The organism is Paenibacillus lentimorbus NRRL B-30488, from assembly GCF_000411595.1.
Taxonomy (GTDB): Bacteria; Bacillota; Bacilli; order Bacillales; family Bacillaceae; genus Bacillus; species Bacillus velezensis.
Genome location: NZ_ANAT01000032.1, coordinates 102,624 through 127,731 on the forward strand (window position 1 = coordinate 102,624; position 25,108 = coordinate 127,731).

General features: G+C 49.0%; 18 protein-coding genes and 4 pseudogenes. 10 read left to right on the forward strand and 12 right to left on the reverse strand.

What is annotated here, in order from left to right; genetic code table 11:
* Positions 1-24: 24 nt before the first annotated feature.
* Positions 25-1,251, reverse strand: coding sequence for a Ger(x)C family spore germination protein (locus tag D368_RS16430; protein WP_063174353.1), 1,227 nt, complete (start codon positions 1,249-1,251; stop codon positions 25-27).
* Positions 1,238-2,878: a spore germination protein GerKA gene (gene gerKA / locus D368_RS16435; RefSeq protein WP_025853770.1), complete on the reverse strand. Its 1,641-nt coding sequence runs from the start codon at positions 2,876-2,878 to the stop codon at positions 1,238-1,240. Before gerKA ends, D368_RS16430 begins: the two co-directional genes overlap by 14 nt.
* A 121-nt stretch (positions 2,879-2,999) precedes the next feature.
* Here gerKA and D368_RS16440 point away from each other — a divergent pair, with 121 nt between their 5' ends.
* Positions 3,000-3,221: a YczF family membrane protein gene (locus tag D368_RS16440; RefSeq protein WP_063174352.1), complete on the forward strand. Its 222-nt coding sequence runs from the start codon at positions 3,000-3,002 to the stop codon at positions 3,219-3,221.
* Between the two features lie 92 nt (positions 3,222-3,313).
* Here D368_RS16440 and D368_RS16445 read toward each other — a convergent pair whose 3' ends face one another.
* Positions 3,314-5,059: a right-handed parallel beta-helix repeat-containing protein gene (locus tag D368_RS16445; protein WP_029974321.1), complete on the reverse strand. Its 1,746-nt coding sequence runs from the start codon at positions 5,057-5,059 to the stop codon at positions 3,314-3,316.
* A gap of 278 nt (positions 5,060-5,337) precedes the next feature.
* On the opposite strand from D368_RS16445, the gene D368_RS16450 reads away from it, so the two are divergent.
* Positions 5,338-6,816 carry a peptide MFS transporter gene (locus D368_RS16450; protein WP_003156366.1) on the forward strand — a complete coding sequence of 493 codons (1,479 nt, stop codon included), beginning with the start codon at positions 5,338-5,340 and terminating at the stop codon, positions 6,814-6,816.
* Positions 6,817-6,856: 40 nt separating this feature from the next.
* On the opposite strand, the gene D368_RS16455 is transcribed toward D368_RS16450, so the two are convergent.
* Genes D368_RS16455 through D368_RS16470 form a run of 4 tightly spaced genes read right to left on the reverse strand, consistent with a single transcriptional unit; the run spans position 6,857 to position 9,601 of the window.
* Complete coding sequence (locus D368_RS16455) at positions 6,857-7,318, reverse strand: hypothetical protein (RefSeq protein WP_058906559.1); 462 nt, start codon at positions 7,316-7,318, stop codon at positions 6,857-6,859.
* Positions 7,318-7,545 (reverse strand): non-oxidative hydroxyarylic acid decarboxylases subunit D, encoded by a 228-nt coding sequence (locus D368_RS16460; RefSeq protein WP_003156368.1) that lies wholly within the window; start codon positions 7,543-7,545, stop codon positions 7,318-7,320. Before D368_RS16460 ends, D368_RS16455 begins: the two co-directional genes overlap by 1 nt.
* Before the next feature lie 17 nt (positions 7,546-7,562).
* Positions 7,563-8,984: a phenolic acid decarboxylase BsdC gene (gene bsdC, locus D368_RS16465; RefSeq protein ID WP_063174350.1), complete on the reverse strand. Its 1,422-nt coding sequence runs from the start codon at positions 8,982-8,984 to the stop codon at positions 7,563-7,565.
* A 2-nt stretch (positions 8,985-8,986) separates the two neighbouring features.
* Positions 8,987-9,601: a non-oxidative hydroxyarylic acid decarboxylases subunit B gene (locus tag D368_RS16470; protein WP_088005476.1), complete on the reverse strand. Its 615-nt coding sequence runs from the start codon at positions 9,599-9,601 to the stop codon at positions 8,987-8,989.
* Positions 9,602-9,692: 91 nt separating this feature from the next.
* Between D368_RS16470 and bsdA the strand changes: the two genes are divergently transcribed.
* From bsdA to D368_RS16500, 6 genes and pseudogenes are all read left to right on the forward strand, one after another.
* Positions 9,693-10,565, forward strand: coding sequence for a transcriptional regulator BsdA (bsdA, locus tag D368_RS16475; protein WP_077721781.1), 873 nt, complete (start codon positions 9,693-9,695; stop codon positions 10,563-10,565).
* A gap of 127 nt (positions 10,566-10,692) precedes the next feature.
* Positions 10,693-11,491 (forward strand): annotated as a pseudogene (gene tcyA / locus D368_RS16480) (cystine ABC transporter substrate-binding lipoprotein TcyA).
* Entirely contained in the window at positions 11,478-12,182 is a 705-nt protein-coding gene (locus tag D368_RS16485) for an amino acid ABC transporter permease (RefSeq protein WP_003156375.1), read from the forward strand. The pseudogene tcyA and the gene D368_RS16485 overlap by 14 nt, the downstream one beginning before the upstream one ends.
* A gap of 12 nt (positions 12,183-12,194) precedes the next feature.
* Positions 12,195-12,937, forward strand: a pseudogene (gene tcyC, locus D368_RS16490) (cystine ABC transporter ATP-binding protein TcyC).
* 81 nt (positions 12,938-13,018) lie between these two features.
* Positions 13,019-13,665 (forward strand): annotated as a pseudogene (locus D368_RS16495) (YczE/YyaS/YitT family protein).
* A 98-nt stretch (positions 13,666-13,763) separates the two neighbouring features.
* Positions 13,764-14,438, forward strand: coding sequence for a 4'-phosphopantetheinyl transferase family protein (locus D368_RS16500; RefSeq protein WP_015388713.1), 675 nt, complete (start codon positions 13,764-13,766; stop codon positions 14,436-14,438).
* Here D368_RS16500 and D368_RS16505 read toward each other — a convergent pair.
* Positions 14,433-15,741 (reverse strand): annotated as a pseudogene (locus D368_RS16505) (aminotransferase-like domain-containing protein). The gene D368_RS16500 and the pseudogene D368_RS16505 overlap by 6 nt on opposite strands.
* 118 nt (positions 15,742-15,859) lie before the next feature.
* Here D368_RS16505 and D368_RS16510 point away from each other — a divergent pair.
* A complete protein-coding gene (locus D368_RS16510) occupies positions 15,860-16,822 on the forward strand; it encodes a DMT family transporter (RefSeq protein ID WP_082181747.1) in 963 nt (320 codons plus the stop codon).
* Positions 16,823-16,988: 166 nt separating this feature from the next.
* Positions 16,989-17,357 (forward strand): YcxB family protein, encoded by a 369-nt coding sequence (locus D368_RS16515; RefSeq protein ID WP_322784370.1) that lies wholly within the window; start codon positions 16,989-16,991, stop codon positions 17,355-17,357.
* A gap of 34 nt (positions 17,358-17,391) precedes the next feature.
* On the opposite strand, the gene D368_RS16520 is transcribed toward D368_RS16515, so the two are convergent.
* From D368_RS16520 to D368_RS16535, 4 genes are all read right to left on the reverse strand, one after another.
* Positions 17,392-18,702, reverse strand: coding sequence for an aminotransferase class I/II-fold pyridoxal phosphate-dependent enzyme (locus D368_RS16520; RefSeq protein WP_038456929.1), 1,311 nt, complete (start codon positions 18,700-18,702; stop codon positions 17,392-17,394).
* A gap of 121 nt (positions 18,703-18,823) precedes the next feature.
* A complete protein-coding gene (gene srfAD / locus D368_RS16525; protein ID WP_012116775.1) occupies positions 18,824-19,555 on the reverse strand; it encodes a surfactin biosynthesis thioesterase SrfAD in 732 nt (243 codons plus the stop codon).
* Positions 19,556-19,574: 19 nt separating this feature from the next.
* Positions 19,575-23,411, reverse strand: a complete 3,837-nt coding sequence (gene srfAC, locus D368_RS16530) for a surfactin non-ribosomal peptide synthetase SrfAC (protein WP_128574987.1) — start codon at positions 23,409-23,411, stop codon at positions 19,575-19,577.
* 34 nt (positions 23,412-23,445) lie between these two features.
* A partial coding sequence (locus D368_RS16535; protein ID WP_486129277.1) for a condensation domain-containing protein occupies positions 23,446-25,108 on the reverse strand: 1,663 nt, incomplete at its 5' end.

The window sequence follows — 25,108 nt, forward strand, 5'->3', positions numbered from 1 at the left end:
ACGCTTCGCTCCTTTCCCCTCACATCAATCATGCTCAAGCTTGTCTGAGAGAGGATTATTCCGCAAGCCCGTTCTTCTGATAATGACTTCCGTTTTGACATCTACGGGGAGATTGGGGAAATATTCTTCCTCCCACTTCCCTTTGAACTTTTTCCATTTGTCCGGATGCTTCCGATAGATCAGGTCTCCGAAGCCGACGAAGTCATTCTTACGGGCTTTTATATCTTCAATTGATTTGGTGATATCTTTGTCAAGCTGCACGCTGAGCGCCTTTTGCATCGTCATCAGCACTTGCGGATCAGACAGATGGAAAGGGTATCTGACAGCGTCCACCAGCCCCTCGACCTGAGCATGCACGTGAATATGCGGTTTTCCGTTCGGAAAAGTGGCCGTCACCTTTGTATTCTGGCGGGTGACCTGCAGACTGATTGCATGCTTCACGTTCTTCCAATCCGCATTGATGAACGTATGCTTGATCCTATTGAGCAGCCATACAGCCCCCACACTGTCGTCATCCTCAATCCAGTAATCCAGCCTCCCATCCTTTTTGAACACCGCCAGTCCGTCCGCTGACAGCACTGCTTTCGGTTCAGTCGTCTGCGTATTTTCCATCGTAGGGCCGGCTTTTTCATCTCCGTGCATTTCATAACCCGGTATAAACGGCGACCCGGTCGGAGAAGCGAGATCAATCAGAACGTCCTGAAGGCTGGTTTTAATGACTCTGCCGTATTGTTCCTGCGTGAAGCTGAGCGTCTTGTTCACTTTATTGGAAGGGATTTTATCAATCGGCGTCAGCACTTTTATAATGTCTTCAGCCTTGGAATTATGCGCGATAACAACGGTTGCGGTCGTCCTGAATTCGGTGTCGCGGTCAAGATTGTCCAGAATAAAACTGAGCCCTTCCTCTTTCGCCAGTTTTTCACTGAACACCACGAGATTCGTATGCGCAAAATAGAGCCTTCTGGACACTTTCATCGAGCCTTTTCTCAAAGCTTCCGTCATATTGTCTCCGGACACCGAATAGACGGAAACCGGAGGCCGGTCTCCCGCTCCGCCGCCCTGCAGACCGCCGGCCACGTTTCCCGGATTGATAATTTGCAAGTGAAGGACGTATTTTCCCGTTTCGGTCCGGTCAATACCGATGGCGGAGATCACAGCCAAATCAGTCAGCTCCCTTTTATCCCAGCATCCGGATACAAACATAAGGGAAACCATCGTACAAAGGATAAGTATCCATTTACGTCTTTTCATTACCGTCGCCCTCTTCTACATCTTTATTAACCATTCCTCTGGATGTCTCCGGTTTCGGTCTTTGATGTTCCCCTTCGCGCCTGTTGTTTTCCTGCACGAGCAGTTCCGGCCTTTTTTCATCCGCCCATAACGGAGCGCGGAGGATGGAATCCTTCAGCCCGCCCGGAGTCAAAGGAGCGAGCGGGGACATATACGGAAAACCGAATGAACGCAGGCCGCACAGATGGACGAACATCATGATAATGCCCAGAATCAGCCCGTAAAATCCCATGACCGCCGCTGACAGAATAAAGAGAAACCGGATCAGCCGCGCGGATATCGCCATGTCAAAAGCCGGGGTCGCAAAGCTGGCAATCGCCGTCAGCGCGACGACGATAACCATGGCGGGGGAGACGATGCCGGCCTGTACGGCGGCCTGGCCGATGACAAGCGCTCCGACTATGGAAACGGCGGAGCCGACAACTCTCGGAAGCCGGACACCCGCCTCCCTGAGAATCTCAAAGGCCACTTCCATCGTCAGCGCTTCAATCACGGCCGGGAACGGCACCGTCTCCCGCTGAGCAGCGATGACAATCAGCAGCTGCGTCGGAATCATTTCCTGGTGAAAGGTCGTCGCCGCCACATAAATCCCCGGCGCCACCAGTGAAATGAAGAAAATCAAAACCCGCAGCACCCTGATGCTTGTGGCGATATCAAATCGTGAATAATAATCCTCAACGGATTGAAAAAATTGAATAAATAAAGCCGGCGCGATGAGAACGAACGGCGTTCCGTCCACGATAATCGCAAATCGTCCTTCCAGCAGATTCCCCGCCACGACGTCCGGCCGCTCCGTATGATATACGGTGGGGAACACAGAAAACGGCGCGTCTTCAATGAGCTGTTCAATGTAGCCGGATTCCAGAATGCTGTCGATGTCAATGTGCTTCAGCCGCTTGCGGACTTCCTTAATCAGCTTTTTATCGCAAATTCCGTTAATATACATCAGCGCGACATCCGTATTCGTTTCGTGTCCGATCTCCATTTTTTCAACCCATACATCAGGCGTTTTTACATACCTGCGGATCATGGAAATATTGGTTTGCAGAGATTCAGTGAATCCCTGCCGCGGGCCGCGAAAAGAGACCTGAGTGCTCGGCTCTTGAATGGACCGGTGCTCGCCCCCTTCCGTGCTGGCGATCAGCGCCTTGTCAGCCCCGTCGACAAAAATGAGCGTGCTGCCCGCCACCAGCCCGGCATAAAGGCTTTTCCATTTTTCTTCCTCTTTCACCCCGCCGATCGCAAGCGTTTTATCGTATATCAGGCAGACCGCTTGTTCCGGCTGAACGGACGGGATGTCGATTAAATCCTCCAGAAGGGATTGACTGACAAGCTGTTCGTCTACCAAACCGGCGATATACACAATTGCGGCCGGAAGCTCTTCTTTTCCGATTTTCAGCCGGCGGATGACGACATCGGCACTGTTGCCGAACCTCTCAGACAGCTTCTTCATATTTTGCTTTAAGCTGAGGGAGATCGGCTCATCCCGCTCTTTGTCCGGCTGGCTGTCCGCTTCTTTTCTGCCTTCATTGTCACGGTCGTTTTGATCGGCTTTTTTTTGTTTCCTCTGCTTAAAAAATGGCGGCATATCTCAAAAAACCTTTCCTCGTTTTTTTCATATTCTTCCTGTACGGCAAAAGATTATGCACGGCGGAAAGTCTGTATAAGTTCTGCGTAATCGAAAAGGATAAAAAGGGAGAGTGATGCGCATGAAAATATTGGGGGTTTCATTTTTTTTGCTGACTGCCTGTCTGATCATTTCAGTAACGATGGATATGCTGCAAGGTTTCAGTTTCTATGGAGCGGTCCAAAACAACCTGTCCGCTTTTAAATTGACCACCTTCTCAGAATGGCTGATGCTGTTTTTATTCGCCCTCTTTTTAATCAGAGAAATGATCGCTTTATATAAATCAGGTAAAAAAGATGCCTGACAGGCGCACGGCTGTATTGTGTCAAAAAAGAACACATCCCTCCTTCTCTCGGAGTTCATGTGTTCTTTTTATTTTTCCGGCGCAGATTGTTCTCAGATGACGATATTTCCGCTTTCCGTATCTGTCGCGTGCTTCACAATGACGCCTTTGATAATGCGGTTGCCGATGATTTTAGTACTTGCGGAGGAGCTGGTTTGGATGGCGGAAGCAGAAGCGGCGGAAAGGTTGTTGATGGTATTGCCCGAAACGAGGGAATTGGAGGCTCCGTTCAGATAGATGCCGATCGGGCTGCCCGCTGTTCGGTTGATCGTGAGCGTATTGTCTATGACTTCATGCGTGCCTGAGTTCAGATACACGGTAACGATAAGCGGTGATGATTCAAAGCGGTTGCTGATGACAGAGGTTCCCGAGGATGTTGAACTGAATACGGGATAGTTTTTATAGTTCTTAAAGAGATTGCCTTTGATGACAGCCCTGGCGTCATTTGTCACCGATACGGCATAGGACTCCGCGGCGCCCTGATACGCATTCGGAAGGAGCGTATTTCCTTCAATAACGGCATTTCCGCCTGTGACCCATATGCCCCGGCTGAACGATTTCAGCACATTTTGCTTTACAATGATACTGCCGGCCGACATGGTGATTCCGTCTGTCACCTGATTCAGAGTGTTATTCGTAAAGACGGCGTTTTCCGACAGCGTCGCCCGCATCCCCGTGCTTCGTCTCGTTTCGGAACGTCCGTTTTCAATGACATTGCCGTCAACGGTCACATCTTCTGCCTGATAGACGGAAATGCCCGTATTTTCAAATTGATTGATTTTGTTGTGAGTGACGAGGACGCTTTTTCCCCTTACATCTATTCCGGTGGAAAACCCGGTAATCAGATTGTTGGAAATGACGGCATTGCTGCTGTCCTGTCCTTGTGACACACCTTGTCCGGCGACTGCGGTCCTTGAGCCGCCGTCTGACCGAAAGAAGACATTCCCCGAAATGACGGTATGTGCCCCATACCCGTAGCTGATTGTGTTATCGGAATGATTTCCTTCAATTAACACATTATATCCGTTAAAATTGGTGACTGAGCTTGCGGCGTTTCCGGAAAAGAAGTTGTTGCGGACCGTAATATGAAGAGCTTCTTCATAATCAATATCGCCTTCTCCGTACGATTCAATATCGATTCCGAATTTCGGAGCCGTTCCGTTCCCTTGCCCGGCGTCTTCAATCACGCATTCTTCCACTGTAACGGTATTGCAGCCGGTGATTGAAATGTTGTTCCGCCTTGACTGCCTGATCTCACAGCGGCGGATGGTCACCTGTTCTGAAGTTTCGTAATCACTGTTTGTTTTTAACCCGAGCGGGCTGACAATTATGCCGTCTCCCGTAAAATCCGAAATCTTCACATTTTCGATCAGCACATTGCTGCTGCCTTCAATACAGATTCCAAACCCCCATTCATGGGTCGACCGCAAAGGGACATTGGTATACGTGTGTTCATCCCGTTCCCCGATGATCCGGCCGCCGGTGATGGTGACATTTTCACGCCTGCCTATATAGAAAGCCGAGTAGCCCCAGGAGCTGTTCGGCGCCACTTTAATCGTGCATTCCGGATCTAAAACGATGGTGAGATGGCTCGGCACGTTAATCCCGGCGTTCCGAAACGGCTGGCTTCTGTCCCCGCCAAGCGTGCCGTTGATTTTATACGTTCCGGGCGGAAAAAACACCGTATGACAGCCTTCGCTGACGGCCCTGGCCAAGCATTGGTTGATGGCGCCCGTCACATCGGTTTTTCCGTCTGCCGCCACACCGCAATCCGTAATATCCAATATACGATTCGGCAAGTGATAATCTCCTCCTTCCTCTCTTATTGTCATCTTATTCCGCCATATCCCGCTCCGCCTGTACATACTTTAAATTTTATTAAAAAAGTTTATAAAGATAGTTTAGTCAGATAATATAACAAAATAAGTCATTGGAATCAGGAAAATTCGTCTATATTAAACGTTTTAATATCTTTTCATTCTGGAATTTTTTGAATTCAGTATAAATTATATTGACACAAGTATTATATAAGAATATGATTTTTGTAATACACTTTTTTAAGAAAGGGTTGGCTCAGGTGGCATCTATTGATAAGGAATCTATAACAGAAACTGTGCCGCAACGAGGCTTTTTCGGTCATCCCCGCGGCTTGTTCACACTGTTTTTCACCGAATTTTGGGAGCGTTTCTCCTACTATGGTATGAGAGCCATATTGCTTTACTATTTATACACGGAAGTCGCTCATGGCGGTCTCGGCTTTGATAAAACGACCGCAGTTGCCATCATGTCCATATACGGGTCTCTCGTATACATGTCGAGCGTCATCGGCGGATGGCTGGCCGACCGGGTATTCGGCACGGCAAACACCGTATTTTACGGCGGAATTTTAATTATGTTCGGGCACATCGCTCTTGCCTTCCCCGGCAGCACGGCGGCGTTTTTTACCAGCATGGCTCTGATCATTATCGGAACCGGCCTGCTTAAACCAAACGTATCCAGCGTTGTCGGAGATTTATATACGAAGGAAGACGAGCGCCGCGACTCAGGTTTCAGCATCTTTTACATGGGGATCAACCTCGGCGGATTGCTTGCGCCGCTAATTGTCGGAACACTCGGACAGAAGTACAACTACCACTTAGGCTTCGGATGCGCCGCGGCCGGTATGTTCCTCGGACTGATTGTTTTCGCTCTTACGAGAAAGAAATACCTCGGCAAAGCAGGCTCCAATGTACCGAATCCGATTTCTAAATCATCAGTGATCGGCACGGGAATCGGAGTGGTCATCGCAGCAGCCGTTATTATCGTTCTGATTCAAACCGGCTGGCTGACGATCCAGCGTGTGATTGACACCGTCAGTATCCTCGGCATTGTCATTCCGGTTATTTACTTTATCGTGATGTTCACAAGCAAAAAAGCGACGAAAACGGAAAAATCACGGCTTGCGGCTTATGTTCCGCTGTTTATTGCAGCGGCAATGTTCTGGGCGATTCAGGAGCAGGGCGCGACGATTCTAGCTTTATATGCGGATCAGCGCACGAGACTTTCCTTTGCGGGCATGCATCTTGAGTCTTCATGGTTCCAGTCTCTGAACCCGTTATTCATCGTTATTTTCGCGCCGGTGTTCGCGTGGATCTGGATGAAGCTCGGCAAACGCCAGCCTTCAACACCGATTAAATTCGCGATCGGCATTATCCTTGCCGGATTATCATTTTTAGTCATGGTGCTTCCGGTTATGGGCGGAAGCGGCGAGCTTGTGAGCCCGCTTTGGCTTGTGCTCAGCTTCCTTTTGGTTGTGCTTGGTGAGCTTTGCCTTTCACCGGTCGGTTTATCCGTCACAACGAAACTTGCGCCTGCAGCTTTCTCAGCGCAGACGATGAGTATGTGGTTTTTAACAAACGCCTGCGGTCAAGCCCTGAACGCAAAAGTAGTCGGTTTGTTTGATAAGATTTCTGAAGCGGCCTACTTCGGCTCAATCGGTCTTGTTTCGATCATTCTCGGTATTATTTTAATTCTTCTGTCTCCCGTCATTAAACGGGCGATGAAAGGCGTACAATAAAAGAAAAGCCTGCGGAATCGTCCGCAGGCTTTTTTTGCGTCTATCGTTTTAACTCCTCAAGTGTTTCTCTCCATCTCTTCAGGACATCTTCCGGTTCGTGGAGCTGGATGGCCGGTCCGGATGTCAGATCCGCGTATTTCGCCCGATCTTCCTTGACGGTGATCACGCGGCAGCTGAACCGTTCCCGCTCGTGTTTCGCCTCTTTCAGCGGCGGAAGCGCCTTACATTCCAATGTGACGTAATATGCGGCTCCACCGTGCCAGGCGATGAAAAGAGCTTGTCCCGAATGCAGAAGGCTTTTTACGGTCGTCGTGTTTTTCCATAAGGCGAGCCGGAGATTTGTTCTGCTCACGGCCGCGATTTCACCGGCGCTGATCATGGCCGCGTGCGGACGGCCTTCTTTTGTCACGGATTGGAGCACAAATGCGTCGTGCTGCTTTTTTTCAAGCTCCGTTCCGTCTAAAAGCGCGTAAAGCGCCTCCGGCAAGTGCTCCGTCAGCATTACGCTTTTCTTTCCGGGACAGCGGGAACATGTGTGGCCGTCTCTGTTTCTTTCGGATCGATTTTAAATGCCGGGTTGAATGCCGCCGGATTCGTGATGCTTTCCGGTTCACAGGATCTCCATGTGAAAAAGCAGGTTTGGCATTGGTATATTTCCCAAGCGCCTTTGACCGGCGATTGGCTGACGGTTTCTCCTTTTTGGGATTCACAGCGCGGGCATGTTTTCATAGTAAACTCATCCTTTCTTATTGATTCATTAAGTCCATCAGTTTTTGTTCCCACTCTTTCGTTGTCAGCGGGGAATCAAGCGGCTGCGAATAATGGCCTCTTGTTTCCGGCGCGACAGGCGTCGTGGCGTCAAGAATCATTTTGTGTGTCATCCCTGCCGGATCAGACCCCGGGTCAAGCGGAAGGACGGACAGATCAGGAATGATGACTGCATCGTGTTTCGGATGCATTTTCGTTGAGAGCGCCCACATGACTTGCGGCAGGTTAAACGGATCGACATCCTCATCCACGACAATGACCATTTTGCAGTAGCCGAGTCCGTGCGGCGTCGTCAGGGCGCGCATGCCGACCGCCTTGGCAAATCCGCCGTAGCGCGTTTTCGTGGAAATAATGGCGATCAGCCCGTGCGTATACATCGCATTCACGGCGACGATTTCGTTCGGATAAGCTTCCTTGAGCTGCTGGTAAAGCGGCACGCACGTATTAATACCGATCATATAGTCGCACTCCGTCCACGGCATGCCTAAGTATAAATGTTCAAAAATCGGATTGTTTCTATGATATACCCGTTTGATTTTGATGACCGGCATGCTGCGGCCGCCTGAATAATGGCCCGTGAACTCACCGAAAGGTCCTTCGTATTCCCGTTCTCCCGCAAGGATCTCTCCTTCCAGAACGACTTCAGCGCCCCAAGGGATGTCTAAATCAGACAATTTAGATTTAACGATTCTGTAGGGCTCCCCTTGAATCGCGCCGGCCATTTCATACTCGGATTGATCGTATAACAGCGGAGTTGATGCAGCCGTCGTAATCACCGGCTCACAGCCGAGCGCGATCGTAACGGGAAGATTCACGCCGCGTTCTTCAGCTTGGCGAAGATGAATCGCAATATCATGCTGAGGCACGGGCTGAATGCCGAGGCGGTCTTTTCCCTTTACCTGCATTCTGTAAATGCCGACATTCTGCTTGCCGAAATTGTCCGGATCTTCAAGATCGCGGGAAATGACGCACGCTTTATCCAAATAGTAGCCGCCGTCCCCCTGGTTGATTCTGAATAGCGGAAGGATGTCAAAAAGATTGATATCTTCCGTTATTTCATTTTCATGAAACGGCGCGGTATCTTCCCGTTTGACCGGCACCGGAAATGCATCGTACCGTTTGGCAAACTCAAAGAATTGTTCTTTTACAGGCGTATCTTTCGGCATGCCGAGCATCATCGCGTGATTTGGCCACGAGCCGATGACATTCAGAGCCACCTGAGCATCGTGATGTCCGTAAATATTGTTAAACAAAAGCGCAGGGGTTTTATCCCCGAGATTGCTGGCTGCACGCGCGGCGGCGCCCAGGTCCGGCTCCGGTTTTACCTCTTCGTTGACGGTTAAGAGCTGCCCTTCTTTTTCAAGAGCGGCGAGAAATTCCCTAAAATCCTGATAGGCCATTATCAGATTCCTCCTTTTTGTTTTTCAATTCCGTACCACCGTTTCGCTTCCGGCAGACGGATGCCGAACTGATCGAGCGTCCGGAACACAATATGGTCTATCAATTCATCCATGTCAGCCGGCTTGTTATAAAATGCCGGCATCGGCGGAAGAATGACGGAACCCATTTTTGTAAGCGCTAGCATATTTTCTAAATGAATTTGGCTGAGCGGCGTTTCTCTTGTCAGCAGCACAAGTTTTTTCCGCTCCTTCAGGATGACGTCAGCCGCCCTTGTCAGCAGATTGTCAGCCATTCCGGTGCGGATGCTTGCCAGTGATTTCATGCTGCACGGAGCGATGATCATCCCGTCCGTTTCAAACGAGCCGCTTGAAATCGCCGCTGCCTGGTCTTTGTGAGAATACGTATAGGATGCGAGTTTCTCGACATCTTTTAACGTATAATCGGTTTCATGTGTAATGGTGACATTTGCCCAAGGAGAAACGACAAGATGGGTTTCGATCTCCGCGGCTTTTAAATATTCTAAAAGCCTGATCCCGAATATGGCCCCCGTTGCCCCGGTCATTCCGATGACGAGCTTCATATTGACCCCTCCTTTACGCTTGAAATGTGGTGTCAAATCCATCATACTCCTGATATATCCATATGAAAAATATTCGTTAAATCTATGTATCATACTTTAAAGGTATAATAGAAAGGAGCGCGTTCTCATGGATATCCGGCAATTACGTTATTTCATCACCATTGCCCAAGAGCAGAAAATCACGACGGCCGCCAAAAAGCTTCATATGGCACAGCCGCCTTTAAGCAGACAGCTGAAACAGCTCGAAGAAGAATTGGGCGTCATTCTGTTTGACCGCAATAAAAAGAAACAAATGACCCTCACATATGAAGGAAATGTCTTTTTGAAAAGAGCGAAAGAGATTCTTCATAAGTTTGAGGACGCTATAATCGAGGTACAAGAGCTGAAGGAGGAGGTGGCCGGGACACTTGCCGTCGGGTCAACCATTTACTGCGCAGCGCTCATGCTTGAGAAAGTGTCACAGATGAAAGAGCGGTTTCCGCATCTCACCTTTAACATTTGGGAAGATGAGCCCGTCTCACTGCTCGAGCTTCTGGAAACCCGGCAGATTGACGCCGCCGTCACCACCACCTTGATTAAAAACGACGGCATTGAATCGAAGGAGCTTGAAGACATTCCGTGTGTATTGGTACTGTCCGAGCATTCAAAACGACTGTGCGGAGAAACGATTAAACTGAGTGACATCGCCTCTTTGCCTCTGATCCTTTTGCGCACCGTCAATGGAAGAGGTGTGTATGACCAAGTCCTCCAAGTTTGTGAACAGTACGGTCTCGATCTCCAGGTTGTTTGTGAATGCCATGACTCCGCGACGCTCTTGAGCCTCGTATCATCAGGATTCGGTGCCACGATTCTGCCTTTGACGATGATTCCCGTCCATATGCGCTCGCATGTCAAAACGGTTATCATCGAAGACAACCCGTTTGTCATGACACCGGCCGTCATCTGGAGAAAAGACAGCTACCTGCCGAAGCCTGTCAGACAGTTTTTGGAATTATTTTGATCCGGAACACGATGAATTCCCGCTTATGAAAACCAATTACTTGACTCATACTAAAAAAAGTTATCCTTTACAATTGGGAGCTATTTTTTCTCAATAAAACTACTCAGAAAAGTGGGGAATAAAGAAGATGAAAAAAGCATTATTCGCTTTGTTCATGATGGTCAGCATCGCAATGCTTGCAGCCTGCGGAAACTCACAGGACAGCGGATCTAAGTCAAAAGACGGCGATCTTTGGGCTTCTGTCAAGAAAAAAGGCGTACTGACCGTCGGTACAGAAGGAACGTACGAACCGTTTACCTTCCATGATAAAAAGACTGACAAACTGACCGGATATGATGTTGAAGTGATTCAAGAAGTCGCGAAACGCCTCGGTCTGAAAGCTGACTTTAAAGAAACACAATGGGACAGCATGTTTGCCGGTTTAAACGCGAAACGGTTTGACGTCGTCGCCAACCAAGTCGGCAAAACAGGCCGTGAGAACCAATATGATTTTTCTGATAAATACACAACGTCAAATGCAGTCGTCGTGACGAAAAAAGACAGCACGATTGCGAAAGAGGCTGATGTCAAAGGAAAAACAGCGGCTCAGTCATTAACAAGCAATTACAATAAATTAGCGAAAGAAGCCGGCGCGAAAATTGAAGGCGTTGAAGGCATGGCGCAATCCCTTCAGCTCATTCAGCAGGGCCGCGCTGATCTGACTTATAACGATAAGCTTGCCGTACTGAACTACTTAAAAACGTCCGGCAATAAAAACGTGAAAATCGCGTTTGAAGCAGGCCAGCCGCAGCAGACGTATTTCGCATTCCGAAAAGGAAGCGGCGAACTTGTGACTCACGTCAACAAAGCGTTAAAAGAAATGAAAGAGGACGGGACTCTTTCTAAAATAGCTAAAAAAATGGTTCGGCGAAGATGTTTCTAAGTAACATGCCGGAACCCGTGATTGCAACAGCCATTCCGTGGGATTTGGTGCAGCAGTCATTCTGGCCGATTCTTTCCGGGGGAATCTATTATTCGATTCCCCTTACCATTCTTTCCTTTATTTTCGGAATGATCATCGCGCTGATTACGGCGCTCGCCAGAATGTCAAATATGAAACCATTGAGATGGGTGTTCAGCGTATACGTATCAGCGGTGCGCGGCACTCCTCTTCTCGTTCAATTGTTCATCATTTTTTATCTGTTCCCGACATTTAATATTACGCTGGACCCTTTCCCAAGCGCAGTCATCGCGTTTTCATTAAACGTGGGCGCCTATGCTTCTGAAATCATCCGGGCATCTATTTCATCCGTGCCGAAAGGGCAATGGGAAGCCGGTTATACGATCGGCATGACCTATCGCAAGACATTGTTCCGCGTGATCCTGCCGCAGGCGTTTCGCGTGTCCATTCCGCCATTATCAAATACATTTATCAGCCTGATCAAGGATACATCTCTCGCGTCACAGATTCTCGTCGCGGAGCTGTTCAGAAAAGCGCAGGAAATCGGCGCGCAAAACCTTGATCAAATCTTGGTCATCTATATTGAAGCCGCCTTTATTTATTGGATCATCTGCTTCTTGCTGTCAATCGTACAGCATGTGATCGAACGGCGTCTCGACCGTTATGTGGCCAAATAAGGAGGTTTCGATATGCTTTCCGTCAAAGGATTAAATAAATCATTCGGACAGAATGAAATTTTAAAAAGATAGATATGGAGATAGAAAAAGGGAAAGTCATCGCCATTCTGGGACCGTCCGGTTCTGGAAAAACGACGCTTCTGCGCTGTCTGAACGCGCTTGAGATCCCCAATCGCGGCGAGCTGGCATTCTCCGATTTTTCAATAGATTTCTCTAAAAAAGTGAAGCAGGCTGATATTCTCCGCCTCCGCCGCAAATCAGGCATGGTCTTCCAGGCGTATCATCTGTTTCCTCACCGCACGGCGCTTGAAAACGTCATGGAAGGACCCGTTCAAGTGCAAAAGCGCGACAAGGAGCAAGTCAGAAAAGAAGCGATGGAGCTTCTGGAAAAAGTCGGACTGAAAGACAAAATGGATTTATATCCGTTCCAGCTTTCCGGCGGTCAGCAGCAGCGGGTCGGCATCGCCCGCGCGCTTGCGATTCAGCCCGAGCTGATGCTGTTTGACGAACCGACGTCAGCACTTGATCCGGAGCTGGTCGGCGAGGTGCTCAAAGTGATTAAGGATTTGGCGAACGAAGGCTGGACGTTGGTCGTCGTCACCCATGAAATCAAATTCGCGCAGGAAGTGGCTGATGAAGTCATCTTCATTGACGGCGGCGTCATTGTGGAACAAGGACCGCCGGCCCAGATTTTTTCCGCGCCGAAAGAAGAACGCACGCAGCGGTTTTTAAACCGTATACTGAATCCTTTGTAGGAGCCGGAGAAGAAGCGAAACACTGATTTCGCTTCTTCTTTTTTTTGGCGGTTATGCTACAATGACAATTAATGAAATTTTATGAAAGAAGGGACCTCTTTGAAGCGGGAATTCTTGATGCGCTGGACGTTTTATTTTGCCGGTCTGTTGATTTTGTCTTTCGGGGTATCGTTAACCATTAAAGGAAAAGCTCTCGGCATCAGCCCTTGGGATGCCTTTCATTATGGGCTTTTTCAGCATTTCGGGCTATCTGTCGGCCAATGGTCCATCTTGGTCGGCGCGGTCATCGTGGCTTTAACCTGCCTGTTCACGAGGACACTCCCGAAAATCGGCGCTATCTTAAACATGGTGCTGATGGGAATGTTTATTGATTTCTTCTCGTTTCTGCTTCCTGAGGCGCACGCTTTTTCCTTAGCGGCCGTGTTTTTTCTATCGGATTGCTGCTGATCGGCTGCGGCGTCGGTATTTACGTATCGGCTGGGCTCGGCGCGGGCCCCCGGGACTCTCTGATGATGCTGATATCTGAAAAAACGGGCTGGAACGTGCAATGGGTGCGGAACGGCATTGAGCTGACGATTCTTGCCGCAGCCTGGGTGATGGGCGGACCGATCGGCGCCGGAACCATTATTACGGCTGTTTTGACGGGGCTGATTCTGCGTTTTTCTTTGCCGCAGTCCTCTAAACTGTTAACATACGCGATCTCCGGGCGGGCAACGTCCGTGCATTAAAAACAAAGCCGAAACGGTTTTGTTTTTTTATTTTCGGACAGCTTTCGTTTGATATGATAGGATGGTTTTGACAATATTTTCAGACGGAGGATCTGGACATGAAGATTTACGGAGTATATATGGACCGCCCGCTTTCTGCAGGGGAAGAGGATCGGATGATGGCAGCCGTGTCCGCCGAAAAGCGGGAAAAATGCCGGCGCTTTTACCATAAGGAGGATGCTCACCGCACCTTGATCGGCGACATGCTGATCCGCACGGCTGCGGCGAAGGCTTACGGACTTGATCCGGCCGCGATTTCATTCAGCGTCCAGGAATACGGAAAGCCGTACATCCCCGCGCTTCCGGACATGCACTTTAATATTTCCCACTCCGGGCGCTGGATCGTGTGTGCCGTTGATTCAAAACCGATCGGCATTGATATTGAAAAAATGAAGCCCGGCACGATTGATATCGCCAAACGTTTTTTTTCGCCGACGGAATACAGTGATCTGCAAGCAAAACACCCCGATCAGCAGACCGATTATTTTTACCACCTGTGGTCGATGAAAGAAAGCTTTATCAAGCAGGCCGGAAAAGGGCTTTCCCTGCCGCTTGATTCATTCAGCGTCCGTCTCAAAGACGACGGCCATGTGTCCATTGAGCTCCCGGACGGACATGAACCTTGTTTCATCCGCACATATGATGCGGACGAGGAATATAAGCTGGCCGTTTGTGCGGCGCATCCCGATTTTTGTGACGGGATTGAGATGAAAACGTATGAAGAGCTGTTATAAGCAATCCGTCAGCATTTTGATGCCTCGCGTGATATCCCCTGTCTTGACGTTGGACACGTTGAGTTTGATGATATTTTCTTTCGGAAAATCCGATAGGTAATGGCTGTCAATCGGCTCCACCAGCACGCCTTGCGCTTTCAGACGCTGCACAACTCTTGAAGCGGAAAGGCTTTTCTCCAGCACAAGATGGGTATGGATCGACGTTTGCTTTACAGAAAAACCGCCGTACTCCTGCAGCGCGTTTTGGAGCAGCTCGGAACGTGCTCTGTAAGAGGCCCGGATTTTTCTTTATGCCTTTTGAACATGCCGCTTTTGATATACACTTCAAGGGCCGCTTGGGATATCATCGAACAGTCGATATCGCTCAGCTTTTTATACGTATGGAAAACCGGGGCCAGCGAATCCGGGAGCACAGCCGCTCCAACACGCAGCCCCGGAAAAATCATTTTCGAAAAGCTTTTCAAATAAATCACGCGGAAAGACAGATCGTAGGCGTACAGCGGGTCTGCCTTCTGATTGTCCTCTAAATCTCCTAGGAAATCATCCTCAACCAAATAAACGTCATACGCCTCCGCTAATCGGACAAGTTCTCGTTTTTGCCATTCTGTCAGAGAGCTGCCGAGCGGATTATGAAATCGGGGCATCGTGTAAAAAACTTAATTTCCTCCGTCTGAAACAGCCGCTCGACTTCCGCCATATCAAGCCCCTCAGCCGTCCGTTTAATGCCGCAGGCGGGAAGGCGCAGCGCTTCAAGCTGCTCCACCATCAGATGATAGCCCGGCTGTTCGATTAAAATCTTCTTTTTTCCGTTCGGAAACGGCATCAGAGACAGCAGGGATAACGCCTGCTGCACACCCGAGGTGATAAAAATGTTCCGCTCTTTTGCAAATACCTGATAATCGGATAACAGCGTCTGAAGCACCCGGATTAAAGACGGAAGCCCCTGCGGCGTGCCGTAAATGAACAAATCATTTTTATACATATCAATGGCTTTGTTGATGCAATGCTGAAAGTCGCGGTACGGAAAAATATCAGGGTCCGGCGCCGAGGCTGCAAAATCAATGATACCTGTTTGTTCTCGCTCCTGCTTTTTGTCATTTTTAATAAGATAGTAGCCGCTTTTCGGCACGGCATAAATAATGTGCCGTTTTTCAAGCTCCTGAAGCGCACGGATGACGGTGCTTTTACTGACGTGAAAACGCTCGGCCAGCTGCCTGATAGAAGGCAGCCGCGCTCCTTCCTGAAAAGTGCCGCCTTCAATGAGACTCTCCACTTCTATCATCACGTTCATATACTTTTCCATGCTGAACCTCCATCTGTACCGGTACAGTTTATCATTATTCTCATTGTACTGCTTCTTCCCTTCCCATACAATAAAAGGGAGCGGCCGGCGCTCGATCTCATTAAAGGAGTTCGTAAAGATGATTAATCAAAACCGTTTGGCTGCTGCTTACCTCGCTGCCATTTTAAATGCGCTGATTATCGGTTTTTCCTTTATATTTGTCAAGATTGCGCTTCAATCCGCCAATCCGTTTGATATATTGGCTCATCGGTTCACAGCGGCCTTCATCTGTGCAATGCTTCCTGTTTTATTCGGCTGGATCAAACTGTCCGTCAGCTGGATGAATGTGCTGGCGATCTTGCCTTTGGCCCTTTTATATCCGGCTTTGTTTTTCAGTTTTCAGGCGTTCGGCCTTTTGTATTCTTCATCATCGGAAGCCGGTATCATTCAAGCCGCCATCCCGATTTTTACGATGCTGTTTTCGTCTTACTTTTTAAAGGAACGTCCGACATGGGCGCAAAAGGGATTCACATGCCTGTCAGTGGCCGGGGTGGTATTTATTTTCACAATGAAAGGGGTGTCCGCGGAATCGGCGAGTTTTAAAGGTGCTTTCCTGATCCTGTTGTCCGCGCTGTCCTCCGCCCTTTACAATACGGCAGCGAGACGCATGACCCAGCGTTTTTCATTGGGTGAGCTGACCTGGTGCATGTCTGCGATCGGCTTTGCTTCCTTCAACTGCATCGCTCTCTTCCGGCACGGAGCGGAAGGAACGATCGGGCAGTATTTTCTGCCCTTCCGCGATCCCGGTTTTATCGCAGCGATTCTGTATTTAGGCATTTTGTCTTCTCTCATTACATCATTGATGTCAAACTACGCGCTGTCCAAGATTGAAGCGTTTAAGATGAGCGCCTTTAACAATTTGTCCGTCATCGTGACGATGCTTGCGGGTGTCCTCGTTCTCCATGAGTCACTCCGCTGGTATCATATCGCCGGCGCCGTCTGTATCGTCATCGGAGTCATGGGAAGCAATGCTTCAGGACGGCGGAAAAAAAACATATTACGACATAGGGAAAAAATGAAAGGAAACGAAGACGGAATATGATCAACACACGAAATGAAAATATCTATCTCGCGGGCTGCTTAACATTTGCCGATGTAAGAAAACACTTTGCTTATCATCAAGGAAAATCCGCGGCTGTCTGTTTTTTGATTATGCCGCTGGCTTCTGCCATCTGTTTTGAAATGAACGGCCCGGTTACAGGCGGCACATGGGGCGTCAGAGCTCTCCTGAATTTCCTTGCAGCTGTGATTCTCTCTTTGGCAGTCACGGTGATCGCAACGGCAATCTCATTCTTCCGTCTTTACAGAACATACAAAACGAATCAGCGGCTGAAATCTGCCAGAAGTATTACGATTCATCAGCTCGGAATCAGCCAAAAACAAAAAACGCAAGCATTCTTTTTGAATGGGATGAACTGCTCTCGGCTAGGGAGCACAAAGATATGTTTCGATTACAAACATCGGGTTACGGAACACTTCTGCTGCCGAAACGACTTTTCTATTCGCAAAAAGATATCGCCGTTTTCAGGCAAATGCTCCGGGAAAATGTGAATGGGAAAGTAAATGTAACAGAATAAAAGACAAAAAGGAGGGTGTCCCCCTCCTTTTTTGTCAGCCTGATATTTCCGCCTGTTTCTGCAGCTGCTTTGCTTCTTGATAAATTTCTTCGAACAGATCCGCGATATGTTCTTCTTCAACACATGAAAATGCGATTCGCAAATCGGTTTCATTAATGGATATCGTCCCGATTCCTCTCTTTTCAAGCAACGACACTCTCAATTCGCCGGCGTTTATGTCTTTCAGCCGGACACACATGAAATAACCCGAGTTAAACGGATAAGGCGTCCATACGTCTTCATAGTGCTTGTTTTCTGCAAGAACGGCTTTCACTTTGTCAGCCCGTTTTTTCATAATGTTATATTTCAGCGATTTTTCTTTCTCGTATTCCGGTGACTGCATCGCCCGCAGCATAAACGTTTGGGACGGATGCGGGGCGCTTGAAATCGTTCCCCTGATAATCCCTTTTGTTTTTTCCTCGAGCACGCGCAGCGCTTTTTCGCTTTTTGTGCTGTACGTAATAAAACCGACACGGAAGCCCCACGCGTAATTTTCCTTCGTCGCGCCGTCTATTTTCACGCAAAGCACCCGGTCGTGCACTTGGGCGAGTTTGCTGAAGATGGATTCCTGAATGGCCGTTTCATCGTAAAACAGATTGTAATACGCATCGTCTACGAGCACGACAATCTCTTTGCCGGCCTCCGCCGCCTCCAGAATCACGCTTACGATTTCTAACGCTTCCTCTTCCCCCGGCGTATAGCCTGTCGGATTATTCGGGAAATTCAGCACGACAATCGCCTTTTCTTCCTGCTTTTTCAGCAGCTCGGACAGCCCCGCCGCATTAAAACGCCCATCCTGCTGAAAAAGCGGGTACGTCTCAATGGATGCCTTGCGCCGGACACCGAAAATGAAATTGTAATTTCCCCAATATTTATCAGGCAGAAGCAGTGTATCCCCTTCATTGACGAACAAGTCGGCGGCGATGCTCAGCCCGTGTGTTAAAGCGTTTGTCACGATCGGCGTGCTGATGTCTTTGCCGGCTAATGAAGGATTTTCGAGACGCATTTTTTTCAGCCATTCCTGTCTGAGCGGCTCTTTTCCCTGCGGCGGAGCATAATCGTAGATATCATCGGGGTTATAGGCGGACAGTGTCTCTTGAATATGGGAAAAGTGCATGGACTCGCCTTGTGAGGTGGCAATCCCGATCGTGGCATTATACTTTCCGGCCTTGGCTTTCGCTTCCGCCGATTGTGTCAGCACCCCTTTCGGATAAAACAACTCTCTGCCCAAATCAGAAAGCATATGAAGCACGTGCGGGTTTTCTTCAGATAATGTTCTGTTCAGCTCTTTTGCTGCATCATTCATGTACGACAATCCCTTCAAAATTATATTCCATCAAATCATAACATAAAATTTTTGATAAATGAGAAAACGCGCGGGCGGATTTTGTTACAAAAAACAGACAGCGAATGCTGTCTGTCATCTCCTATAACAATTGGCCTGCAGTGCTCCTGTTAATAATCTCATAGATTCGTTCCGCCACTTTTTCAGTTTCACTTAATATGAACATGTGGCCGTCCGAAAACTCATGAAATACGGGATTGTCGGCCCATTTTTTCCATCCGTCCGCATCTTTGATACATTTTTTATCTTTCCGCCCGTTAAAAATATGGACGGGTGATTGAATGATGTGAGAATCAGACGGACGGAAGCTTTCAAGCGCGCGGTAGTCGGATCTGAAAGAAGGCAGGAAAAATGACATGACCTCCTTATTCTCCACTAACTCCTGCGGCATTCCGCCAAGCTCGATAATATGGGCGAGAAATTTTTCATCATCAAGATGAGACACTTTTTTCCTTTCCACATGCGGCGGCTGAATGGCTGAGATGATCACGGCCTGCGGGTAAATCCCCTCCCGCTCCAGCTTTTGCGCCAGCCTGAAAGCGACCATGCCTCCCATACTGTGGCCGAACAGGACAAACGGGCGGTCAGGATGGAGATTCAACTCCTGCTTGTATAAACTGACAAGCTGTTCAAAATCCTCAACGGCGGACATTTGATTTGTTCCGTGTCCCGGCGGTTCCGCGGCAAGCATCTCACACTCACCTTGAAGATAGGTGTGGAGCGGGCGGAATGATGCGGAATAGCCTCCTGCGAACGGAAAACAGATGAGCTGCGTTTTTTCCGTGGTATCGAACGATTTAAAGAGCTGGACCATTGGCGGGCTTCCTCCTTTTCTATCGTGAAGCTGTCAGCTTCGGATGTTCCTTCCTTAGGAATTCGAGCAAATATGCCGCATTCCTTTCGAGACATTCTCCCTGAAGCATTTCTGCGTGCGTGCCGCAGCCTTTTTTCACACGGTATTCACCTGTCGTGGCTTCCTCCCACGAAGCGAGCCACGGCGGCATCGCAAAGTCCGGTTCTGACGTTAATAGATCTATATCCGCTTTGACCGTGCCGGTGCTGACGGTATGCACGAAATAAGAATAAAACGCGTTTGTTTTTTTGGCGAGCCCTTCTTTGACGGCTTCGTCATTCAGCGCTTCGTTATCCCGGTTTACCTTCATCAGCGCCTGGACATCGCTTTCTACGGTGCGGCCTTCCAAGTCGCTGACGCCTTGTTTTTTATAGGAATCAACCATGATCAGCCGCTCCACTTTACGTCCTTCGGCTTCAAGCCGTTTGGCTGTTTCAAAGGCGAGCGTGCAGCCTGCCGAGTATCCGAACAGCTTGACCGGTCCTTCCGGCTGGAGCTGATTGATCAGCTCTGTGTAGCGTTCGATTCGGTTGTCTTCCTCGATAAAATCAAACGCACAGATTCTATAGCCGAACAGCTGTTTTGCCAGCGGCTGGTACATCAGCCCGTAACCGAGAACCGGCGGGAACGCAAACAGTGTGTCAGACTGATTTTTATTCATGATGGTGAGATCTTTCATTCCTTTTTCTTCACCGTGAAGCAGATAACCGGCAATGTCTGCGATTGTCGTCGCTTCGAATAACAGCTGCACCGGGATGTCCGTACCGAGCTCTTTTTTAATGCGCGACGCTGCCGTCATCGCTTTTAAGGAATGGCCTCCGAGCGCGAAGAAATCATCATGAATCCCGATCTGCTGTCTGCCGAGAATCTCGGACCAGATGTGTGCAATCGTTTCTTCCGTCGCGTTTCGAGGCCCGATCCATTCTTTCGCCGCCTGAGCCTGATCCGGTTTCGGCAGCTGCCGTTTATTGACCTTCCCGTTTGTCGTTAAAGGAAGCTCCTCTAAGAAAGTAAAGGTTTGCGGCACCATGTAAGCAGGAAGCTGTTTTTTCAAGTGCCTCTTTACGTCTTCAGCTGAAAGCGGCGTCCGGTTCACGAGATAGGCATTGATTGATGCATCTCCGGACTCATGGCGGTCTGCAACAACGACCGCATCTTTCACACCCGGGTATTCCTGCAGCTGCTTTTCGATTTCTTCAAGTTCAATCCGGTGTCCGCGTATTTTGACCTGGTCGTCAATACGCCCGGCGTATTCAATCGTTCCATCCGGCAGCCATCGTGCTAAATCCCCTGTGCGGTAAAGCGTTTCTCCCGGCTTGAACGGATTTGGGATAAACGTTTGCTTCGTCAGGTCGTGACGGTTCAGATACCCTTTTGATACACCCATTCCGCTGATGCACAGTTCACCGACAGCTCCGAACGGCTGAAGCTGGTTTTGCCTGTTAAGAATATAAATACTTGCATTGCTGATCGGCTTTCCGATCGGCAAGGAGGAAATGGAATCCGGTATATCATGCACGACGTGAGCTGTCGCAAACACCGTTCCCTCAGTCGGCCCGTAGCAATTAATCAACTTGCCAGGCCCCATGATCTCAAGCGCCTTTCTGACGTGAGGCACAGACGCGCGCTCACCCCCGAATAACACACAGCGGAGCCCCTTCAGCCACTCCTCTCCCGCATCGATGAGAAGATTAAAAAGTGCGGTTGTCGCAAACATGACATTGACATTCTCCTGCCGGATCAGATCAGTGAGCCGTTCTGTATCAAGCAGTGTATGTTCATCTGCGATAATGAGCCGTGCCGCATTCAGGATTGATGCGTAGAAATCAAAGGTAAATGCGTCAAAGGCGTAATTCGAAACAGATAAGAACGTATCTTGTTCAGAAAATGCCATGTAATCTACATGCTTGACCAATCCTTGTATATTGGCATGAGTGGTGATATTGCCCTTCGGCTTTCCGGTTGTGCCGGACGTATACATAATATACGCCGGATCATCGGGATCAATTGCGGCTGCAGGATCGCTTGCCTGTTCCTCAAACCGTGCTTGATCATCGATGATGAGTGTTGTTCCTGTATACGGCAGCTGAGCCGCTTTTTCTTTCATTTCCTGATGTGTCAGCAGACAGACTGCCGCACTGTCAGTCAGCATATACAAGATTCGGTCCTCCGGCAGCTTCGGATCAACCGGCAGATAAGCCGCTCCCGCTTTTAATACGCCGAGAATGCCGATCACCAGTTCAAGCGAGCGCTTCGTGTACAACGCGACAACGGTGTCTTTACCCGCACCTTGCTTTTGCAAACGGCGCGCAAGACGGTTCGCTTCCTCATCTAATTCGCGATAGGAAAGAGTCTGGCCGGAATACGTAAGCGCCGGTGCATCAGGATTTACATTCACCGCTTCCTTAAACCAATCCGTCAGAGGCTTCGCCTGATGAGTCTGAGCCGGCGGGTTTAAGCCGGTAAGCAGAAGTTCTCTTTCCTTTTCATCAACAAGTCTGATCGTATTGACAGGCTGATCCGGCTTCTGGATGAGCTGCTGAATCGCTGTAAGAAGCTGAGATTTTAAGCGCAGGATAAACGCCTCATCAAACACATTCCCGTTATAGGCAAGCTTAATCAGCATCTCATCACCTGGAGAAGCCATCAGGTTAAGATCATAATTCGATTTCTCAAAAACATGGACGTCCTCCATATCAAAGCCATTTTCACTGTTTTCTTCATTTTTTGCATCCTGAAGCGGATAATTTTCAAACACAATGATGTGGTCAATCAGCTTTGGCTGATCGGCTTGGCTTTGGATGTCATAGAGCGGCACATATTGATGAGGCTCAGACTGCAGCGATTGCTCCTGCAGCTGCTTGAGCAAGCCGTTAAATGTGGTATCCTCAGACAGCTTCACCCGCCTCGGGACAGCATTGATAAACAGCCCGACCATATGTTCAACGCCTTTGATTTCTGCGGGACGCCCGGAAACGACTGTGCCGAAGATCAAATCGCCGGACTGCTGGTAGCGGCTGATTAATACACTCCAAACCGCCTGCAGCGCCGTACTCAAAGTGGTATGCTGCGATTTTGCAAGCTCGGTAAATGCTTTTGTTTCCGCCTCCGGCAGTGAGAAGAGCAGCTCTTTCGGCTCATAGCCGTCCTTTTGTTTCTTTCTTTGCTCCGCAAATGTCGTTTGTCCTTCAAAATCTTCTAAGTACCCGCGCCAGTAATGCAGTGATGCTTGTTTATCCTGCTTTTCAAGCCACTTGATATAGTCTTTATACGGTTTGACCGGCGGCAGGCTGTACGGCTTTTGTTCGCGCAGGGCATTGTATACCTTAAACAGATCCTGCACGACGATGCCGAAGCACCAGCCGTCCAAAATGATGTGGTGGTAGCTCCACACCCATTCAAAGCTTTCTTCCGCTTTTTTGAATATGGCTGCCCGCATCGGAATATCCCGCGTCAAATCAAACCCCTTGATCTTATCCTGTTCTTTGTATTCATTAATTTTGGATGCTTGCTCGCTGCCCGTTAAGTGTGTCAGATCGATTTCTTCTATCTGAAACTGCCGTTTTTTCAATACGACTTGGACCGGCCTTTTTACTTTTTCGTGAATGAACACGGTACGAAATACATCGTACCGGTCCATGATCACATTCATGCTTTCTTCAAGGCATTTAATATTCAAGCTGCCTTTTACTTTCATTGTCATCTGCTCGATGTAAAAGCTTTGGCCAGGATTCAGGAGAGTATGAAACAGCATTCCCTCCTGCATCGGCGACAAATAATACATGTCCTGAACTTGATCTTTTTTGAACTGGCTCATCTGCTCCGCTCCCCCCTTCTGTTAACTGTTTTTGTCACGTTAAATTCTCCTCAAGCATGTCAAAGATGTCTCCCATTTCATCCATCTCAAGATCCTGCGCGCTGAAATCGCTCGGCGTAAATTCTTTCTCCTCTTTGGCCGTGCAATGGCGGATGATCATTAAAAGATTGTCTTTAAACCGCTGCATCTGTGTTTCGACGGTGCTTCTTTCATATTCTTCCTGATTGTATGAGCAGGAAATGACGAAGCGGCCGCCTGTAACCATCCCGCTGAAGCTCAGTGCGTATAACGCCTCTGACTCTTCGCTGACTTGACGTCCCATATCATATGGAGACGGCTCAAACCATTCCGTTTTCACTTCATTGTCAAACTGCCCCAAGTAGTTAAAACTGATTTCAGGCGTGACGCCTTTTTCTGTTTCATCGGATGACAGATACCGGAGAATCCCGTATCCTACACCTTTATCAGGAACGCGCCGCACTGTCTCTTTTACCGTTTTAATGACGGAAGAGACGCCGCCTTCCTTGCTGATCTGCAGAATCAACGGATATTGGGCCGTAAACCAGCCGACCGTCCGTGAAATATTGACATTCGGTATGATTTCTTCCCGGCCGTGTCCTTCTAAGTTGATGCCGACTTTGCCGTTTTCCGTCCATTCACTGATCGTTAAGCCGAGCGCGCTGAGCAGAATGTCGTTGATTTCCGTTCCGTACGGATGATGAACATCTGTCAGCAGCTGTGCCGTTTCTTCCTCAGTTAATTCACATTTCACGGCCGCCGTATGTTTGACGAGCCGTTTTGTCGGCTCATGGTCTTTCGGCAGCGGCCGGAGTTCTTCCGCATCTGCCTGCCCCCAATAAGCCGCCTGCTTTTTCAGCTCTTCTGATTGCGCAAACGTGTTCAGCGCCTCCGCCCAATCTTTAAAGGAGTGGGTTTTTTGCGGGAGGACGATGCTGTTTTGCTGCTGCGCCTGTTTATAACCTGAAGCGAAATCCTCAAGCAGAATTCTCCATGAAACCCCGTCCACGACGAGATGGTGAACCGCGATTAACAGATGATCGCCTTGTTCTGTCCGGTATTGCTCCGCTTTTAACAGCGGGCCGTTCTCCAGATCAAAACTTCCCTGAAGATGATCGGCAAGCCGCTGAATCTGGCTTTTCAGCATATCCTCGTCCGTTCCGTACAGATCAACGATTTCAAAGCTTGCCTTGCATTCTGTGACAGGGAGGTATGTCTGAATGATGCCTTCCCTTTCTTCACGGTAAACCATGCGGAGCGCATCATGGTGTTCAATCAATGCTTGCAGGGTTTTTTCCACCAGGTCCGGATCAAAGCCGTCTTTCGCATGAAGCATGACGGATTGATTCCAGTGGTGTTTGTCGGTAAAGTTTTTCTCAAAGAACCAGCGCTGGATCGGCGTTAAGTCCGCTTCGCCTTCGACAGGTCCCTGATCGGCCTGCTTGCCTTCCGTCCGCTCCACGTAAGAGACGAGCTCTTCGATGGTCGGATGCTGGAAGAGATCTTTCATCTCCAGCTTGTAGCCGTGCTGGTTCAGGCGGCTCGCCATTTGGATGCCTTTGATCGAGTCGCCGCCGAGCGTGAAGAAATTATCGCTTACGCCGATCTGATCAAGACCGAGCACTTCCTGCCAAATGTCAGAAAGCAGCGTCTCCATCTCCGTTTCCGGCGCTTTATAC

Coding starts and splice junctions, on each gene's coding strand:
- D368_RS16430 (WP_063174353.1), bottom strand. CDS start 1,251: ATGAAAAGACGTAAATGGATACTTATCCTTTGTACGATGGTTTCCCTT.
- gerKA (WP_025853770.1), bottom strand. CDS start 2,878: ATGCCGCCATTTTTTAAGCAGAGGAAACAAAAAAAAGCCGATCAAAAC.
- D368_RS16440 (WP_063174352.1), top strand. CDS start 3,000: ATGAAAATATTGGGGGTTTCATTTTTTTTGCTGACTGCCTGTCTGATC.
- D368_RS16455 (WP_058906559.1), bottom strand. CDS start 7,318: ATGCTGACGGAGCACTTGCCGGAGGCGCTTTACGCGCTTTTAGACGGA.
- D368_RS16460 (WP_003156368.1), bottom strand. CDS start 7,545: ATGAAAACATGCCCGCGCTGTGAATCCCAAAAAGGAGAAACCGTCAGC.
- bsdC (WP_063174350.1), bottom strand. CDS start 8,984: ATGGCCTATCAGGATTTTAGGGAATTTCTCGCCGCTCTTGAAAAAGAA.
- bsdA (WP_077721781.1), top strand. CDS start 9,693: ATGGATATCCGGCAATTACGTTATTTCATCACCATTGCCCAAGAGCAG.
- D368_RS16485 (WP_003156375.1), top strand. CDS start 11,478: ATGTTTCTAAGTAACATGCCGGAACCCGTGATTGCAACAGCCATTCCG.
- D368_RS16500 (WP_015388713.1), top strand. CDS start 13,764: ATGAAGATTTACGGAGTATATATGGACCGCCCGCTTTCTGCAGGGGAA.
- D368_RS16510 (WP_082181747.1), top strand. CDS start 15,860: ATGATTAATCAAAACCGTTTGGCTGCTGCTTACCTCGCTGCCATTTTA.
- D368_RS16515 (WP_322784370.1), top strand. CDS start 16,989: ATGGGGCGTCAGAGCTCTCCTGAATTTCCTTGCAGCTGTGATTCTCTC.
- D368_RS16520 (WP_038456929.1), bottom strand. CDS start 18,702: ATGAATGATGCAGCAAAAGAGCTGAACAGAACATTATCTGAAGAAAAC.
- srfAD (WP_012116775.1), bottom strand. CDS start 19,555: ATGGTCCAGCTCTTTAAATCGTTCGATACCACGGAAAAAACGCAGCTC.
- srfAC (WP_128574987.1), bottom strand. CDS start 23,411: ATGAGCCAGTTCAAAAAAGATCAAGTTCAGGACATGTATTATTTGTCG.